The organism is Mesorhizobium sp. NZP2298 (assembly GCF_013170825.1).
Lineage (GTDB): Bacteria > Pseudomonadota > Alphaproteobacteria > Rhizobiales > Rhizobiaceae > Mesorhizobium.
The window spans coordinates 7,267,282-7,284,862 of record NZ_CP033365.1; the positions used below are offsets into that span (position 1 = coordinate 7,267,282).

Consider the following 17,581-nt stretch of genomic DNA (forward strand, 5'->3'; position numbering starts at 1 on the left):
CCTTAAGCAGCGCGCGTTGTGGGTGCGTTTTGGTTAGCGGCAGGCGGAACAACAGGCTCTTCGCCCAGTTTATCCAGTCGCGTCATGGTGCCGTTGACAATAAGCTTGTCACCGCCTTCCATCTTGGCCTTGTTTTCGTAAGCGCGGGCCTCGTCTGGCGTGTAGATGCCAGCACCAACCATCTTGGACAGAAAGTCTGCCCTGGCCGCGCTATCGCCCCGAAGCAGTCCCTCGAGCGTAAACTTTACCACGGTCGTCTTGCGCGTCTTGGCGTCCAGAAGGTCGCGGTAAACGGCGGACTCAATGGATCGAAGCAATGGCGTGAGGCACGTCTTGGTAAATTGCAGGATAAGTTGCTCAATACCGCTGCCCCACGTCGTGGTTCCGTTTGCAGCGTGACCGATCATGACAGGCGGAACACCGAAGATGCGTGCAATCTGCTCGACGCTATATTGGCGGGCCTCTAGAAGTTGCGCGTCTTTCGGGTTGATGCTCATCGCATAAGGTTTAAGACCAGCCTCAAGGACGGCAACGCCGCCCGCATTCTCAGAACCAACGACGCCCTTAAGCGTATCGCCAATCTGTTTGCGCTGCTCGGCCTTTAGTACTTGGTCTGACATTAAGAACGTAGTCGATATCAACCCGCCCTTGTACATTTTTGCGCCAGACTTCTCGCCAGCAAGCGCATTGCCGATGATGTTCCGCTCCATCCCGATAGGAGAAAGCCCTCGGTCGCATCCGGGGAGCAACTCGCCCCTGACGTGGAACATCCTGTCTTCGTTAATGCGCCTCTTGCCGCCCTTCTTCCCATTGGCCGTCATGCGTTCCGTCACTTCGTAGTAACGGTTGTTGCGCTCGTCGCGCTTCACATCGACGCAGAGAGGGTGAAACGGTTCCAGCGATACCAGTCTGGATCCAGACATCTTCTTCTCTGCGAAGAAGTTTCCGTCAAGACACAGGCACAGCGCAACCATGCCCCAGAACTCGGACGCCGTGTTGTCCATGTTGGGCATGTCGTGCATTAGTTCGTAAAGCGGATTTTCCTTATCGACCGTTACGCCGTCGTCCTTGTAGACAAGGCATGGGAGCGTTCTTACCGAATTGCCAATAAGCCTCACACAAGCCCACACAGCATCAAGCTGCATGGCTGTGTCAAACGTAACCGTCTCGCCGCTAGTCGTACCCAAGCCAAAGAATCCGCGCCAGAAAGGCGCGCTCTCGGCATTCAGGTCGATAGGGCGGCCAAGCCATCTATCGAATAGGCCCATGGCCGCTCCTGTTTCATCACCAAGTGACGGTGATCATGTTGTTTACGAAGTCGTCCAGGTTGGTTTCATCGGGCAAATGCTGTTCGGCCACGGCCAGTGCCATCACCAAACTAACCATGCCATCTATGCGACCCCGGCTGCCCGCCTTGGTCAGCTTGCGGTTGCCCGCATCATCCTTTTTGACGACTGCGTTACCGGCGCACATAGTTAAAACCTTGTGGTCTCCGTGGCGAATGCGGTTGTTGAGAAGCAAAGTTTCAGCCGTTTGCAAAGCAGGCGACATAGACACAAAGCCCTGGCCGAACTCTACGAACTTTGCCTCTATCTCTTCGTCGCCAAAACCCTTCTTTGCTAGCCAAGGGCGTAGGTGCTTGAAATACGATCTGTCGAAGGCAATCTGCCTGACGTCATAGTCATCGCAGACTTCCCGCAGGTACTCCGCAACGAACTCGTACTCGATGCTCTTTGAACCAGCCACAGCATCAAGAAGCCCGTCTCGCGCCCAAACATCGTATTCCACGCGGTCCAATCGCGCCTTGATATCAAGGCCGACACCTGGCAGCCAGAAGTGCGGGCGCACATCCCACACAACAACGCCATCGACAGTTTCCGGCGCCACCAGCACCAAGGCCGTTAAGTCCGTCGTTTCGGACAAATCAAGCCCGCCGTAAACCGGCCTGCCTTTGAAGTTTCGGTTCGGCTCGGCGGCGTTCTCCATCCACACCTTGCGCGACACGAACGGATTGCTCGTCTCGACGCGCCGGTTAAGGACAAGGTTTTCGAACTCAGAAGCGCGCGCTGGCATATTGCGCGCATCTTCCATCATACCTAAGACTTCCTCTTGGTTCATGAACAGATCGAATGCGGGATTTGCCGCTCGGATAGCCGCCTCGGTGAAAGGATCCATGTCCTCTGGCGCGGTCTGAAACCGCAACACCGTGCGCGGGTCGCGCGCCTTAGCGGCATCGTCAATCAGGATGGACAGAAGGTCGTTCTCTGTCGGCGCCTGCGTCGAGATGATGATAGATAGCGGCTCGCTCTGCGCTGCGGTGGCAGTCTCGAGCGCATCATACAGCGATGACCGCGGACCTTTGACCTGGCCAAGCTCATCGTGAACAGTCAACGATGGCGAAAGGCCGTAAGCCGTAGATGCGTCTGCAGAGAGCGCCCGGTAGACGGTGCCCAAGTCGGGGCAGACAATGCGCTTGCCGCTGTCCTTCGGGAATGCATACGCCTTCAATACAGGCGACATGCGGATCATCTTGGCGGCAAGTTCGAACAAGATTGCGGCCTGCTCGCGTGACTGCGCTGCGCTATACAATTGCGCATTCCGCTTCGCCTCCGGGCCGCACAGGTGCAGCAAGAGGATCATGGCCGATTCGGTTGTCTTGGCGTTCTTTCGCCCACGGCTGATGATAGCTCGACGTGTCCCGTTTGGGTTGTCGTAAATAGCCCGAAGGTCTTCCTTCATGAACTCAGCCAACTTTAGTGGCTGACCAACGAAGCGCCCTTCTGGGATGCGAATATGCTTTTCTAGCCAACGGATATTCCGCTCGGCACGGCTAATCGTCTTCTTCGCCATCTTCTTCCCATGGCGCAATTATTTGCCCCGGCTTGCGAGCCTGCTCCGCTCTAACTGTCGCCTGCTGCGTGATGCGCATGCGCGTCGACAACGAAGAAATTGCCCGCCCCTCGCGCTCCTGCATTTTCAGAAGCTTGTCATAGGCGTCGACATCAAAAGCCTTTGCTTTCTCAGCCTTTGAGATCAGTTGAGCGATACGGCGGGCTGCAACAACGTGCCGGCAATATTGCGTAAGCAGCGCTTGCGTCTCGCGCGGAAACCAGTCCGCAGGCATACGGTCAACAACCGCGCACCACTCGTCAGATTGTTCTGGCGTTAATTCACTTGGCGGTAATGGGCGCTGTACAACCTCCACAGAAGAGGTTATTGTAATTTCAGTGCTTGCCGCCGACTTTCGTCCGCGCACAGCCATAAATTCTCACCCTACCGCTAGTGCCAAACTCGGCTGAAACGGCGATAATAGTCTATCGCCCTTCTTCATGTTGTCATTCGCCGCTAGCGGCCTAAGATTCGATAGCGCCCAGGCTTTCTTGAAGTCGATGTCATAAGGCGTTTCGTAATTGAAGGCCGATAGAGGGATGATGTGGTCGATGTGCCACGTGTCATGGCGATAATTTTCCCACGTCATCCAAGGCTCAAACTGCCTCTCAATGTGGACGCGCAAATCTTCCGATGTGTAGCCAAGAATATCGAATGTGTGTCCGCCTGACCCTTTGGAACCACGCTTGATAGTTTGAAAGATGCGCGCTCTGAAGTTGCTCTCAATCTTGCCGCGGGGCGTTGAAGTCTTCTTAGCCGTGTCTATGCGCTGACGCACACGATGCTTGTCTGGGTTGTTTTTCCGCCACCCATAAACCGACGCGAGCCACTTTACCGGATTCTCTTGACGCCACTTTTTCTGATATGCTTTAGCGCAGGACTTGCAATAAGTGCCAAGTCCGTCTAGGGTTGATTTGCTACGTGTGAAGTCGCTGTACGATTTTGAAAGACTGCATTTGTTGCAGAATTTTACACCCTCGGCAGCACTATTGTCGTTTGCAGCAATTGGCGCATCGCAGGCAAACATTTAATCCCCGCCATAAACAAAAAAAATACAGGTTTAGCACAACTCTTGGCCCACGCCGGTCCTAGGGTCGACGGCCTAGGACTTTTGTCCTACCCCGTCATGTGGTTGTTTTCATTGGCCTTTTCGCCACTCGGGCCATCCATCGCCGTCGACGCCTCGAACGATGCCGGTTCTCTCCTCGGCCTGCTTCTGGCTCGAGTGACACGATGCGCACAGCGGCTGTAGTTCCCCATGCCAGAACAGTTCGGGGTCGCCGCGATGAGGGACAACGTGGTCAGCAGTGGTAGCTATCGTTACCTCTTCGCGCTGAATGCACATACGGCACAGAGGCTCGACCGCGAACAGTGCTTGCCGCCTAGCCTCCCAGGCAGCAAGCTTATACCAGCCCTTCCAAGGCCGGTTAGGCTGGTACTGCGTCACGCATGTACCAATCGCCTAGCGTGGTGCGCACCTTGTCTAGGAGGCGCTTAATCATCGTATGCATGCCACACCGCAACAGACGGCAGCGTGACGATCTCCATCGTCGTGCCGTTGAACCACGCCACGTCGATGTCGCCACACTCACCGCATACGTCCAGGACCACCATGGTAGGCCCACCAGTGGTAAGCTCTACATGGTCGCCAATGCTGTAGTCGTGCCATGCAGTAGGTGCGGCAGGCTCTCTAACGAAGTAGTCACCAATGGACTCGCTATTGCCCATGCCATCCGTGGCCATATACCAAGGTGATCCGTCCATGCTCATTCTCCTCTGTTGGCATGCACTACGAAATGGAGCCGGCAGTCGGAATTGAACCAACGACCATCGCTTTACAAAAGCACCGCTCTACCTACTGAGCTATGCCGGCTTAATTGGCGGAGGGTGAAGGAATCGAACCCTTAACCTTTCGGATACCCTGGTTTTCAAGACCAGTTGCCGGCCATTCAGCGGCACCCTCCAAACTGCGAAATTGGCGGAGAGTATGGGGATCGAACCCACGCAACCTTTCGGTTGGCTACTGTTTAGCAAACAGGCACATTACCGCTCTGTCACCTCTCCTGATTGGCGGTACTGGACGACGACATAGGGTATTTCCTTTTATTTGGTTGCGGGAAGCGGATTCGAACCGCTGACCTTTAGGTTATGAGCCTAACGAGCTACCGGGCTGCTCCACCCCGCTGGATAAAAAGGAACGGCGCGCTTTCGCGTCTTGGCTATTGCTGCGGTGCGACGCACATACAGCAACCGTTAATCAGTAGCCCGCTCACCGCCACGCCCTTACGGGCAAACAGCAGGAGCGGGCAATCACCGTCGCGGAGGAGGACGCGCCAGTGATGGGATTAGGGATCAGTCGCACTTTCACTTGCAAGCCGTAGCGTACTGCCGGAAGCACCGTTGCCCTAAAGGGTTGGATGGCTCTTTGCCTTCCTACCTATAAGGCGCGGGAGAGTGAACTGGTTATAACCAACGCGCTAAGCAGCGATATCCTTCCTCGTCAGTGCACCCAATGCGTCCCGAACCGTAAACAAGCCTGTGTGTACTAAAGCGCGTCCGGCGCCCATTGACCCAGCACGGTTCGCTATGCCCGCCGCATTGCCAACCTCAGCTAGCGTAGCGCAGTCCACAACGGCCATTTCGAACGGCTCCACGAGAAGCCCTAAGCGCCTTTGGAGGTGCGCCAGTAGTGAACGTGCATCCAGCGCATTGATAATCTCCATATCGCCGTTCCACGGCTTAGGCACAGGCGCTGCGTTCTTTTTGCTGTCTGCGTTGGTTGGCGACTTCATAGTTGCAGGAATATCGGTCGGCGCGGACTTAAGCACGAACTCACCGCCATAAATGATGCGGCCTGAACTCTCATCAATCCGGTTCTTGTGGACGATGGTCATCTCAGGTGGTGGCGTGGCCTTGAAGCCTAGCGCAACCTCAGCCTTGGCCGTATCGTATATCTTGCGATACTTCATAGCGTAGGCGAGTAGGTCGCCAGAGCCTTCAGCCAACAGCGCCTTGGCCAACGGCCAAGCGATATTGTCATTATCAGCCTTGCCGTCCCAATCCTTGCCGATTGCTTGGCGCTTTCCGATACGGACCTTGAAGCGACGCATGGCTCTCTTTTGCTCCTCAGCACGTTCGGCTAGCATTAGGCGAGTAGCTGCGCGCTCGTCTGGCGTATTGTCGTTCATGCGAGTCCCCAAATCCAGTTAGGCAGTCCCGTACAACGTATATAGTTTTATGCAGCCATTTTTTCCATGCTGCCATTGTCGTTAGCCGCAAGCCAGCCGCGCACTAGCGCAACGCTGGCAGTGGCGCACTCATCGGGTGTCGCAGCCTTAATCACCTCGACGCGATAGCCAAGGGCGCGCAACAGTGCGTGACGCTCAACCTGACCACCGCGCTTCTTGCCCTTGATGATCTTGTCCTTGCTTAGCGACCCTTCAGCATTCTTATACTCGATAAGCAGTAGCCTGCCGCTTGACGCGTAGATGCGCAGGTCTGGGTCGCCAGCCATCACACCGGTAGCTTTTGCTTTCGTGGCGTCTCTCTTGCCAGCCGCAAAATCAGCCGCGAATGTGAACGTCCCTGGCTTAACATCGCTTGCCTTAGTCGCGCATTCCGGTAGTGCCCGCAATCGACGCACAGCCTCGGCTTGCAATTCCCACTCGAGAACAGGGGCTGCCTCAATAGTAATCTTGCCATCCTTGGTTATCAGCCGCGTACGCTTGCCGCCGATCTTTACCGTCTGCTGTGTGCGGGTCATATGCGCTTTTCCCTAAGTTCAATCATCATAGCCGCATGCGCAGCCAGTTCTTCCGTGGTCAACCTGCCGGGCAGCGCTACTAGCCGAACTGGCAGCGCTCCTATTTCCGTGGTGCGCTCGCTAAACGCCAATTCCAACCCAACCTGCCTACCGACCAACTCCACATAGACTTCGGCTAGCAATTGCGCGTCGATGAGTGCGCCGTGTGTTGTGCGGGCTGCTGTGGATATGCCATACCGCCTACACAGCGCGTCAAGGCTAGCCGGTGAGCCAGGATGCTTTGTGCGCGCCATTGCCAGCGTGTCTATGACATGGTTGGCCAAGACTGGCATACCGGCTCGCGTGAGTTCGGCGTTCAGGATGCCAACGTCAAAGCTGGCGTTGTGAGCCACCAGCGGAGCGTTGCCGATGAAGTCCAGCAGGCCAGCCGCTGTGTCTGCAAAGCTGGCCGCACCAGCCAGCATCGCATCGGTGATGCCGTGCACCGCGGTAGCGTCTGCCGGCATCGGCACACCGGGATTGACGTAGGCGTGAAACGTGCGGCCCGTAGGCAGCATGTCGTAAAGTTCCACGGCGCCAATCTCAGCCACCCGATCGGCACGGATGTCGACGCCAGTGGTCTCGGTGTCGATGACGATTTGGCGGGTGGGCTGGCGGGTCATTTTCTTACTACCTAAAACCAATTTCTAAGCACCGGGACAAATTCCCCCTCTAAAGAGGGGGGAATATGTTGTCCCGCTGGATGCTCGTGGGACAAATTAACGGGACAAGCGGGACAAGCGGGACAAAATACGTTCTAAGTTATTGATTTTATTGATGATGGTTTTTGGCGTTTTGTCCCGCCTTGTCCCGTAAGTCGATTTTTAGCGGGACAAAACAGCGGGACAAACACATGCTGCGGGACAAGTCGTTTTGTCCCGCTAGGTTGCGCTGATGGTTGTGCAACCTAGCGGTGAAATCTTGTCCCGGCATTTTGTCCCGCAGCACTGTAAGCTATTGATATTAAACCGGGACAAGGCGGGACAACGGGACAAAGGTGTTTTTATGCCGGCCAGTACCATAGACCAATGTTATTGACGTGACCCTCCTTGACCAGTGCATCTGGTGCCCGCTGAAACTGCTTGCGGGCGGTCTCCGCGGCTGCGGGATTGGTTGTGGTGTCGCGGCTAGCATAAAACTCTGCCCGCCAGGTTGCCTCGTCAACCACAAGGATATCCTCCGGGAATGCGTCCCCTTCAGGCTCAATGCCGTTCCTCTCGATAGCCGCGGCAAGCGCCTTGAGGACGTCGCCCTTGTAGCCCTTGAGCGACCCAGATGTCAGCTTGGTCTCTTTGACTTGAACCACCACGGGTGCCGTTGTCGGCTCGCCGTCCTCATCGACGCCAATTTCAACGGAGTCCATGGTGAACGCCAATATCTCACCTTCTTCGCCGTCATTGGTTCCATCACAGACAAGCTTGTATTTTCCATGGTCTTTCTTGACCATGAAGCTAGCGTCAACAGCTCCGTCCAAGTCGATAGCGCCTTTGCCACGCTCGCCTGTCCAAGCGCTGTGGTGGATTGCGGTAACGTGTGCCGATGTCTCTACCAGTATCTCGTCACATGAATTGACGAAGCGACCCATGTCCTTTGATGCGTTCTGGTCGCCAGCGCCGAAGACTCGCGTCAGTGTATCGATGATGACCCACACGCATTGAAGGCCGGTCTCAACCTCAGCGCTTTTGATTTCGGCTATAAGCTCTTTGGCGTCCTTCAGATCCTTGGTGAAATCGAGCCTTCCACCGATGATCAAGAGCGGCACATTTTCTATCTTATGCCGCTTACGGAAAGCCATCATGCGACGTTCTGTCAGCTTCTTGCGTTCAGCCGCCACATAGATTACCAGACCTGGCTTGACCTTGCGCCCATGCCACTCCATGCCGGCGGCAACGTGGCATGCTGCATCCGTTACGATTACCGACTTTCCCGTTCCAGGCAGACCAGAGACTGTTGTGAACTCTCGAGCGCCAAGTACGCCCTTAATGAACGTCTCTTTCGGCTCGCCTTCTACGATGTCGTCAAACCACGTCCGCTCGAAACGTTCGCGCTTTTTCGGCGCTGCTGGCATGTCAACCTCTGCGTTTACATCCTGCGCTGGGGCGTCAACCTCCGTGTTGACTTCCTTCTTCTTGAGCAGCTTTGAGGTGTCGACAAGCTTGGTATTGTCGTTCTGATGCTCGCGTTCTTTGATGACGCGCGGCGACCTCATGCCATCGTCAAGGCCACGCTTAATGCGAGCGCGCGTCTGCTTGTCGCCATCCTTTTGCAGAACACCATTGGCCGATGCGCCATGGTAAAGCTCGCCCTCCGCAATATCTCTGGATAGGACACCCGCACCCACCAGTTGACCGAGCGCATATGCGGATGCGTTCAGCTGCGCGCCGCGGTTACCTACCGCTGCTGTGGCCAGTTTGGTGATTTCCGATTCTAGCGCCACGTTGACATATGGCGCCAGGTCGCGAGCCGTGTACGTATAGTCGTGCCGTTGTGGTTCCGGCTCATTCTTGGGGAGCAACAACTCGAGCAGCCATTCGGGCGTGTCGGCGAAGTCTGGAATGCCGATCGGATCGTATGGCTGTCCGTCCGTGTCAATCCATTCGTATTTGCGCCCGTCGGCCATCATGGATCCGGGACCGACGATATAGCCGTCCTGGCCTCTCGTATCCACGCCAGGTGCAATAGCAGCCCGATTACGGATACCGTCAACGTTCTTAAAGAAGACGTGCGTCCCGCCATTCGCAGTTCGCGCCCTGGCCGTCTCCGGCAATGGACCATGCAGAGCTTCCATTGCGGCAAGCCAAGCATGCCCGTCGCGATCGCCGTGCTTGTCTAAGTCTAGCACCCAAGCCCCTAGCGGCTCGCCAGTAGGTACGCCTATCAGTGCAGTCGGGTGGCGTTCGTTAAACCAGATGCCAACGATCCGCTCGGAGCGTGTGGCGCCCTTTAGACCGTTACTGGTTTTTGGTGATTTCTCCGGCCTAGTGATGATCTCGCCGGTTGCCGGGTCGACCTCATCGACCTCTGTCTCATGGCACGGGAAAACGCTTATGCCTGCCGATATGAATGAACGCGCCACGTCATATGCGCTGGTGGTTGCCTGCGGTACCTTGAAATTGATTTTGGCCATTACGAGGCAATCCATTCGCAATTAACTTTTATGTAGGTGGTGTCTTGTCGTGCGCCTGCATAGGTCTCAATTCTGCGCACTTTGGAATCCATCCGCTCGAAGACGTCAATGCAGCCAGACATGTCCGTGCAACTGTCCTCCTCCATAAATACGGTGCCAACACCAGTGTAAAAGTCATAGGCGACGCTGCGGACATAGCACTGCATTGTGTCGTGGAATCTGGTCATGCGGCGGCCATTCTGGCGGGCGTGTTGTCGTTTACCACAGCCAAAGCACGCTCTACGCGACTAATGGCTCGTCCGATTGCTTCGGGGATTTGCGGGCAGACCGCGTCGCCGAAGGCTTCGACAATGAGACTTGCTGCAACCGTCCCTCTTGGACCGCCGATTGCAATGCGCGACTGAGCCACCCAGCCGGATAACCCATCATCCACCCGTAAGTGATGGGCAAGGCCGCCGTTCCAGTTAGCCCATGGCTCTGCAGGAGAGTTGCCAAGAGGCGAGCGCCTATCCACTTGTCCGACGCTTTCCCCGTCATCGAGCCGTCTATCACCGCATCCAGTGCTGGAGAGTGGCGACGGTCGTGGGCTGGACTCCAGGAGTCCAGCCGTTTGTCCCTCTTGGTAGGAGTTGGCAGGGTTTCTAGTTGACGCTCGCCCATTGCCATTGTCGTTACAAGCGACACGCCTGTCGTCTTGTCGCTCGTCGCCTTCGCTATCTCCGGCCCGTGGTTCGCGTCGCTCGCTCGCGGCGTTGGCATCATCGCTTGGTGCAATTGATGTCGCACGGTCCCCATCCTGCCCGTATCGCCATGTCCTCCCGCTTTCATGTCGCTCGCTCGTGGCGTCGATAGGATCATCCGAAACGGATAGGTCGAACCCGCCCCACCGCCCTTGCCGTCCTGCATCCCGTCCGATGCCATTGGCGTCGGCAAGCGAGAATCCAATAAGCCAGCTTCGCTTGCGCTCGTGGTTCGCGCCGATGTCTCCAGCACTGACCACGAACGGCCAGCAGGTGTAGCCGATTGCCTCCAATGCATCGATGACCCGGTCTGCGCCTCTAGTTCTGAGATTAGCGCTATTCTCAAGAGCGAACCAACGAGGTCTGCATTCGTCAATGAGCCGGACAGCTTCGAAGTAGAGGCCGGAGCGCTCGCCGTCGACGCCTTTACCTTTAGTGTTGGCGCTGCTGATGTCCTGGCACGGTGGGCTGCCGACGATGATGTCGGGAAGTCCATGACCGTCCCGAACAAGTCTGTCTGCGGTAAGGGTGGTGACGTCGTCATAAACTGGGACTCCGGGGTTGTTCTGGCTGTAAAGGACGCGACGCCACGGGATGACTTCGCAGGCGGCTATGGTGCGGTAGCCTGCGCGATGCATGCCGAGTGACCAGCCGCCCGCTGCAGCGCTGAATAGGTCTAGGACGCGGGGGCCATCAGAATGGTGCATCGCCGCTCCTCACAAGTTGACGCAACCGCTTGGTGCAGCCGTCCCAAATGCGTCCACAGAAGATAAGCACCTGTTCTTCTGTCCATTCGCCAAGGTCGGACCCGTATTCCTCCACCAGTGGGCCCGCGGCATCCATACCGCCCGCACGCGCCTTCAGCTTGTAGGCATCCGGTCGCTTTAGTCGTTGGATGTTGTCAATCATGAAGCTGCAATCCACACACAGGAACTTGGGGTCTTTGTCTCTTGGACTGGTGAAGCCCATGCCAATGCCTATTGCCCTGTCTCCGCAGAACGAGCATTCGGCCGGATCGTGTTGACTCATGCTGCACCTGCAACTGGCGTAGCGGGGGCGAACATATCGGCGGGCGGGGTATTGTCGTTCTTAGGGCGGAACATGTTTGGCTTCCTTGATGCCGCCTCGATGCGCCGGCAAGACATGTCGAAATAGGTCTCGTCCAACTCGATCCCTATGAACGGTCGACCAGATTGAACGCAGGAAACGCCAGTGGTGCCGGAACCCATAAACGGATCCAGCACCACCCAATCCGACCAGGTTGAGTTCTCAATGTAGAGCGACATAAGTTCGGTAGGTTTTTCCGTTGGATGAGACGACTCGTCTCTCTGGAAGATGCTAACCAAACTCTTCGATGCCGGATTGCGGATTGTGAACGCCTTGCCCTTGCGCATGAATAGCGTGAATTCAGTGACGTTTTGGTAGTACTTGTTAGGCAGGGCGGAACGCTTGTCCCAAGTTAGGATGGTGTGGAGGTCAAAGCCCGCAGCCTCCGCTGCAGCCCATGCCGCCTTCAAGTTCTTTCCATTGGACATGAAATAGGCTTGCCGGTCATCCTTCAGCGCGGCATACACGATAGGTAGCCAGTCGCTCCACTTGATGTCACACTTAACTATATCGCCTCCGTTGCCATAGTCCTTCATCCACCCGCCGAAACCTCCCTCGAGTTGAAGGTTGGCCGCGAACCCGCCTTTTGAAACAAGATATGGCGCGTCGCTGACTATGCAGTCGACAGATGACAACGTGGGCACAATGTCCCGCATGTCACCATTGTACAAAGTACAATCGCCTATGGTTTCAACCCGCATCACGCGCCTCCCATAACCTTGTCTTCCCAAACCCGAAACCCCGGAACCATCCGCATACCGCTGCGCACGACCGCGTCGGCAGCCGACTGCACTAGGGCACGGAAAGCATCAGGATCGCGCGCGTATGCCCAATCAAGCGCCCTCTCTTCATCTTCGAGCGAAGCCTTCCACACACTTCGCAGCCCGGTCGGTCCCTTCGTTGCAGCCTTGGCAAACCGGCTAACCGCAGCGGCTTCCTTGACCAGCAGTTCGGCATCTTCGCGCGCAGCCAGGTTGCCTTGGCTGGTGGCCATTGCCTCACGGGCAATCGCGGCCAGCCGTTCCGCCTCAATGGCGGCTTCCCGCGCGATTCGTGCTTTCTCGTCGGCTTCCCGCTTGCGCCATACGGCTAGCATCTCGCCCAGCGACGCCTTGGCCAGATCGACCTTGCCCTTCTTGGGTTGGATGTACGGATTGAACTGCTTCTGGATGGCATCAATCTTCTCGTCCAGTGGCTTCTTTGCCTCAACCCGCAGTGCGTCCGCAGCCTTGCCGGCCTCATGGATTTGGTCATAAAGCGCCGTCACCGTGTCGTGCATGGTGGCGCTGTCAATTGGCTCACCGTCGGCGAAGTTTTTGGCCTCATCGTACAGGTCTTGAACGAGGGCAAGCGCCACCTCAACGGGGTCAACCGTCGGCTGATTGTGCGTCTTGGGCGGGAGGTCGTAATAGGTGGTGTTGGCTGCTGTGTCGATCACGCCATATCCTCATAGTAGAGTGTGTAGGACTTACCGCAGACGGCACACGCATAACGCTCTGTGTCGAAGTCGCCGCCGACTTCTTTGATGTTTGCGCATTTGGTCCAGCGTCCTGAGCCGCCAAGGATGATGCGTTCGCGTTCCGTCATCTCTGGTGGATGCGGAATGAATACGGATACGCATTCTGGCGGTTGCTTTGACTTATCGCCTTCGTGGTCACTCATGATGCATGTTCCTCAAATAGCTTGCCAAGTTCGATCCATTGCGCCTTGCTCTTGGCGACCACATCCTTGGCATACGTCTCGGCCGCGTCATAAGACTCGTAAATGTTGTAGGTGGAGAACTTCCGCGCGCCACACCGGAACTCGGTTATGTCAAACTTGTGCGATGTGTAGACTTCCTCAGTGACAAGAACGCCCTCCAGTAGTTCAATCTCATAGCCGTAAGTGAAGCTACGAAACTCGCGCTTCCAATTTATAACGTATCGTGCACACCGCATGCTATTCTCCTCAAACCTTTGAACCTGCAGCTTGTTGCGCCATGCGCAACAATACGCATGTGCGTATATTCTGGCTTTATGCGGCTTCGCGTATATCCTCCCGCGCCTGCTCTGCGGACATGGCCTGCGCCAGCCGGATAGCATCCGCCGTAACGATGATGTAGCCAGCCGCCTTCAGTGCGCCTACCAACTGCGCCGCTAGCGCAGGCGCACCAGGGTAGGCATCACAACAGCCGCGCAAACTGGCGGTAAGCACTTCGGTTGGTGTTTTCAAAACGGAACCTCCAATTCATCCCACTTCGCATGACCTATGCCATTATCGTTGTTGGCTGGCTCGTTGTCGTTTACGGCCTTGGTGGCTCCAGGCTTGTAGCCAAGAACCTTGTAGTACCGGCCTTCTGGCGCGATGTTGATTTCTTGTGTTGACAAAAGCTCGTTCTGCCTTTCCAACCACTCAAGCGGTGACTTTGGAAAGGGTCGTTGGCCGCCATGGTCAACCCAGAACCGGTCTGTCTTGGACTTAAACCTGCCGCTATGTCCTGGCCCAAGCCATTCATTAACGGCAGTCATACCGAGCATGTACGTAACCTTGACGCTGTCAATCTTGTCGGCGCTCTTGGCCTCATGGAACCTAAATGTGCGGCTGGTTACAGGGCGCCACTTGGCATCATCGGTGGACAATATCGGCGCACCGCTGGCCGTCGCAGTAACCTTCTTTTCCGGCTCCGGAAACTGATAGCCGCAACCGGGGCAGACACGCACGCTGGCGTGCAGTTTTTCGCCACATCCGAAATGCCCGTTAGCGTCAGCGATCTCCTGCGGGCAGATTTTAATTGGCGCTTCGCCGTCTCCCTTGCCTGGCGTCCTAGGCTCAACCATGTCGACCGGGCCGTGTTCGTCTACCAGCTTGGCGAAGTCGAGAACAAGGCAGTTAGGCTTCGGTCCAGCCGCGATAGCGTGTAGCCGCTGCTCTACCGTATCTAGCGGCATGCCTGGCGCGTAGAGCGGACGCGTCCCGCGCCCCATCATCTGGATATACAAGGCAGCGCTTTTCGTAGGCCGCATGGCTGCAATCAGGTCGACGCCCTTGTGATTGAAGCCTGTGGTCAGCACTGAATTATTGGTGACGGCGCGAATGCGGTAGGCCTTGAAATCCTCAATGATGCGGCGCCGTTCGTCCTTCGGCGTTTCGCCAGTGATGGTCTCGCATGTGATGCCATGCGCGCGGATCTCGTCGCGGACGTGAAAGGCGTGATCGACGCCAGAGCAGAACAGCAACCACGAGCGGCGATCAGCGCCCTTTGCAACGGTCTCGGCAACCGCCGACTTTGTAGTGTCTGGCTTGTCTACGGCGGTATACAGCGCGTTCTGTTTGTAGTCGCCGCCAAGCTTTCCAACGCCTCGCAGGTCGTACTCCGTAGCGGTTGGTAGACTGGACAGACGGCAGAGGTAGCCGTCGCGGATGCCGTCGGCAATGCCGTACTCAAACACCACGCGGTCAAACAGCGCGTCTTCGCCTTCGTCCAGCCTGCCGCTGTCCAGGCGGAATGGCGTGGCTGTCAGGCCAACAATCTTCATGTCTGGATTGATGGCCAACAGCGCCTCAATGAAGCGGCGATACATGGTGTTGTCAGCCATCGGAATGAGGTGGCACTCATCCACCAGAAGCACGTCGATGTGGCCAATTTGCTTGGCCTTGTTGTGGACCGTCTGAATGCCAGCGAAGATGATTTGCGCCTTGGCGTCGCGACGGTTTAGGCCCGCCGAATAGATGCCGGCAGGCGCGAATGGCCACACGCCAAGCAGCTCGAGATAGTTCTGCTCAATCAATTCCGCGACGTGAGTTGCGACCATCACGCGCATATCCGGCCAGCCGCCTACCAGGCGCTTGATAAGCGACGCCATGGTCAAGCTCTTGCCGGTGCCTGTGGCTTTGACCACGAGCGGATTTCCCGACTCCTCCGACCAATAGTCGAAGATAGCGGCTTCGGCTTGCTCCTGATACTCGCGCAGTTGCAGCATCCTAAGCAGCCACCATGCCGCAAGCCTTGCGCAGCGAAGCACGCCCGCGCACCTCGAGTTGACGCACGCGTTCGCGCTTTATACCCATGTCAGATCCAATCTCCACCAGGCCGAAGCCCATGCCGCGACGCAGGAGGATTGCACCGTCACGACCAGTTGCCCGCGCAAGCATGTCCTTGGCGATAAGCGCTCGCTCCTGGTCGGCTGGCTTGCCGATGATTGCTGAGTATTTGTTGTCTTGGTCGTAAACAACCGGCACAGACTTCTTGGTGCGCTTGTTGGCGGCGACGCCGCGCATTTGACATGCAAGCCAATTGTAGAAGCCGCCCCCAACGCTGTAGTCATCGCCGCGGAAGTTCTCCCATGATGCAAAGATTTGCACCAGCGTGTCTTGGATTAGTTCCTCGCGCTCGCCTGCGGGCACGTACTTGCGGGTAAGGCTTTTGAGGGCTGGCATGTAGGCGAGGACACGCGCGTCGAAAGATGCGGGACGGTTCATGCTGCTTCCTCGTTGTCGTTCGCGCCGTCGACCCAGATGCGGCCGCTGCGGAGCTTGTAGGTAATCGTCTCTGCCTCTTCATCGCTATCGATAAGCTCGCCCGGTACCAATCCAGGCAGATGGAGATGCGCGGGACACGCTGCCTTCTGTTCATCGATTCCCAATGGCTTCGAAAACCGTGCGCAACTCCAATGGCAGTCGCCCCCCTGCTCCGGCTGGCTGTGCAGACAAGAGCGGCATGTCACGCGCGGCATTATGCCTTCGTGGCAGACGTCTTTATGCCGACAGAACATGCATCCGAAGAATTCTGGATCCTCTGATATCCGAGATGGCGGCTCATCCGAGAACACGATGCGTTCGGCTCGAGCCAATTGGCGCAGGCAATATTCAACATCGTATTCAAGTCTCTCCGTGTAGCGCGCATCGTCGTTCTTGTTTGTCACGTAATAGAGGCACCGCGACAGACCGAAGGCATGCATCCCGATCTGGCACTGGGCAAAATGCAATGGCTTGGCGACCTTGCAGCCCTTCTTGATAATCTCCTTGAAGCCTTTGTCGTTGGACGATTTGAACTCACAGAGGTGTTCGGTCTTGGGCGCCTCTGGAATACCGATCGCCTTGCCGTCGCACTTGCCGCGCACAAAACCGTGCACCAGGCGAATGCGGTCTTGCTGCCCCCACACCTCAACGCCGATGCGCTCAAGGTCGGAGACCATTACTTCTTCCCAACGATCGCCAGTGCGGAAGATCGACAGTTTGCGGCCGTCAATCTCCTCCGGCCGCGATGCCCACCTGAAGGTGTACCAAAGCGCCCTATCGCATTCCGTGCCTATCTCGCCGACGGATATGCCCAATGAGTCGTAATGCTCGTTTGCGTCCTCATAAGCCTTGTAGATCGCGCGGACGGTGCTGGCGGTTGGCTTCGGCAAAGGCGCCACTATGCAATCTCCACAAAGAACGGCGCCCGCACCGAAGAACAATGCGCCTGTGCCGCCTCAAGCGCTGCCACCACACGCTGTTCCGGCGCGCCAAGCGAACCATGCAGCCGCCCGAGCGCCACAAGCTCACCAGTGCCCGCTGCGGCGTAGTGTGGGTACTCCGCAACGCTGTAGTCAGACGACACCTTGAACAAGCGGCCAGCCGTACCGATAAGAAGCTCGTCAACCTCCTTGCCTGCTATGTCCTTAATCACTGGAACGACTGCCGTAATGAGGTGCGCCAGGAGATCGCCCTTGATTGCCGGAAGCTTGGCAAACTGCAGCAGCTGCCCGACACGGAACGATCCCGTAAAGCCAATCACATAAGCACCGTTGCGGAACACCTTGCGGTTAAGGCGCACCTCAATCTTGTCGTCCACACTGGCGGCACTGTCGCCGCCAATGTAGGTCTTGCCGTTGTGGATGAGCGCGGCCAGGCAGGTCACTTGTCTGCTCCTACACTGCTGTTGCGAGCGGTGCG

General features: G+C 56.8%; 18 protein-coding genes and 3 tRNA genes. All 21 read right to left on the reverse strand.

Translation table 11 applies throughout. The annotated features are described in order from the left end of the window. Nucleotides 1–2: 2 nt before the first annotated feature. The 21 genes from EB231_RS34555 to EB231_RS34660 all read right to left on the reverse strand — a co-directional run bounded on the left by EB231_RS34555 (nucleotide 3) and on the right by EB231_RS34660 (nucleotide 17,546). On the reverse strand, nucleotides 3–1,268 hold the full coding sequence (locus EB231_RS34555; RefSeq protein WP_172352695.1) for a phage portal protein: 1,266 nt from the start codon (nucleotides 1,266–1,268) through the stop codon (nucleotides 3–5). Nucleotides 1,269–1,284: 16 nt separating this feature from the next. Beyond that, nucleotides 1,285–2,850: a terminase large subunit gene (locus tag EB231_RS34560; protein WP_172352696.1), complete on the reverse strand. Its 1,566-nt coding sequence runs from the start codon at nucleotides 2,848–2,850 to the stop codon at nucleotides 1,285–1,287. Then, nucleotides 2,831–3,262, reverse strand: a complete 432-nt coding sequence (locus tag EB231_RS34565) for a hypothetical protein (RefSeq protein WP_172352697.1) — start codon at nucleotides 3,260–3,262, stop codon at nucleotides 2,831–2,833. Before EB231_RS34565 ends, EB231_RS34560 begins: the two co-directional genes overlap by 20 nt. A 6-nt stretch (nucleotides 3,263–3,268) precedes the next feature. Then, entirely contained in the window at nucleotides 3,269–3,916 is a 648-nt protein-coding gene (locus EB231_RS34570; RefSeq protein WP_172352698.1) for an HNH endonuclease signature motif containing protein, read from the reverse strand. 467 nt (nucleotides 3,917–4,383) lie between these two features. Next, complete coding sequence (locus tag EB231_RS34580) at nucleotides 4,384–4,653, reverse strand: DUF2158 domain-containing protein (protein ID WP_172352699.1); 270 nt, start codon at nucleotides 4,651–4,653, stop codon at nucleotides 4,384–4,386. Nucleotides 4,654–4,686: 33 nt separating this feature from the next. Further along, nucleotides 4,687–4,762: transfer RNA gene (locus EB231_RS34585), tRNA-Thr, on the reverse strand. Between the two features lie 103 nt (nucleotides 4,763–4,865). Next, nucleotides 4,866–4,953: transfer RNA gene (locus EB231_RS34590), tRNA-Ser, on the reverse strand. 44 nt (nucleotides 4,954–4,997) lie between these two features. Next, nucleotides 4,998–5,074 (reverse strand) — tRNA-Met (locus tag EB231_RS34595). A 292-nt stretch (nucleotides 5,075–5,366) separates the two neighbouring features. Further along, nucleotides 5,367–6,077, reverse strand: coding sequence for a hypothetical protein (locus tag EB231_RS34600; RefSeq protein WP_172352700.1), 711 nt, complete (start codon nucleotides 6,075–6,077; stop codon nucleotides 5,367–5,369). A gap of 47 nt (nucleotides 6,078–6,124) precedes the next feature. Next, nucleotides 6,125–6,652 carry a VRR-NUC domain-containing protein gene (locus tag EB231_RS34605; protein WP_172352701.1) on the reverse strand — a complete coding sequence of 176 codons (528 nt, stop codon included), beginning with the start codon at nucleotides 6,650–6,652 and terminating at the stop codon, nucleotides 6,125–6,127. Continuing rightward, entirely contained in the window at nucleotides 6,649–7,314 is a 666-nt protein-coding gene (gene dnaQ / locus EB231_RS34610; protein WP_172352702.1) for a DNA polymerase III subunit epsilon, read from the reverse strand. The genes EB231_RS34605 and dnaQ overlap by 4 nt, the downstream gene beginning before the upstream one ends. A gap of 380 nt (nucleotides 7,315–7,694) precedes the next feature. Beyond that, nucleotides 7,695–9,818: an AAA family ATPase gene (locus tag EB231_RS34615; RefSeq protein ID WP_172352703.1), complete on the reverse strand. Its 2,124-nt coding sequence runs from the start codon at nucleotides 9,816–9,818 to the stop codon at nucleotides 7,695–7,697. A 223-nt stretch (nucleotides 9,819–10,041) separates the two neighbouring features. Beyond that, nucleotides 10,042–11,265: a DNA cytosine methyltransferase gene (locus EB231_RS35865; protein WP_172352704.1), complete on the reverse strand. Its 1,224-nt coding sequence runs from the start codon at nucleotides 11,263–11,265 to the stop codon at nucleotides 10,042–10,044. Continuing rightward, nucleotides 11,252–11,587: a hypothetical protein gene (locus EB231_RS34625; protein WP_172352705.1), complete on the reverse strand. Its 336-nt coding sequence runs from the start codon at nucleotides 11,585–11,587 to the stop codon at nucleotides 11,252–11,254. Before EB231_RS34625 ends, EB231_RS35865 begins: the two co-directional genes overlap by 14 nt. Further along, nucleotides 11,584–12,366 carry a DNA-methyltransferase gene (locus EB231_RS34630; RefSeq protein ID WP_172352706.1) on the reverse strand — a complete coding sequence of 261 codons (783 nt, stop codon included), beginning with the start codon at nucleotides 12,364–12,366 and terminating at the stop codon, nucleotides 11,584–11,586. The genes EB231_RS34625 and EB231_RS34630 overlap by 4 nt, the downstream gene beginning before the upstream one ends. Next, the gene (locus EB231_RS34635; RefSeq protein WP_172352707.1) at nucleotides 12,366–13,103 is read right to left on the reverse strand and encodes a hypothetical protein; all 738 of its coding nucleotides are present in this window, start codon (nucleotides 13,101–13,103) and stop codon (nucleotides 12,366–12,368) included. The genes EB231_RS34630 and EB231_RS34635 overlap by 1 nt, the downstream gene beginning before the upstream one ends. After that, nucleotides 13,100–13,327, reverse strand: coding sequence for a hypothetical protein (locus tag EB231_RS34640; RefSeq protein WP_172352708.1), 228 nt, complete (start codon nucleotides 13,325–13,327; stop codon nucleotides 13,100–13,102). Before EB231_RS34640 ends, EB231_RS34635 begins: the two co-directional genes overlap by 4 nt. Before the next feature lie 545 nt (nucleotides 13,328–13,872). Then, entirely contained in the window at nucleotides 13,873–15,624 is a 1,752-nt protein-coding gene (locus EB231_RS34645) for a DEAD/DEAH box helicase (RefSeq protein WP_172352709.1), read from the reverse strand. A gap of 1 nt (nucleotide 15,625) precedes the next feature. Continuing rightward, complete coding sequence (locus tag EB231_RS34650) at nucleotides 15,626–16,123, reverse strand: sigma-70 family RNA polymerase sigma factor (RefSeq protein WP_172352710.1); 498 nt, start codon at nucleotides 16,121–16,123, stop codon at nucleotides 15,626–15,628. Next, complete coding sequence (locus tag EB231_RS34655) at nucleotides 16,120–17,061, reverse strand: oxidoreductase (protein WP_172352711.1); 942 nt, start codon at nucleotides 17,059–17,061, stop codon at nucleotides 16,120–16,122. The genes EB231_RS34650 and EB231_RS34655 overlap by 4 nt, the downstream gene beginning before the upstream one ends. Then, complete coding sequence (locus tag EB231_RS34660) at nucleotides 17,061–17,546, reverse strand: hypothetical protein (RefSeq protein WP_172352712.1); 486 nt, start codon at nucleotides 17,544–17,546, stop codon at nucleotides 17,061–17,063. The genes EB231_RS34655 and EB231_RS34660 overlap by 1 nt, the downstream gene beginning before the upstream one ends. Nucleotides 17,547–17,581: the final 35 nt, after the last annotated feature.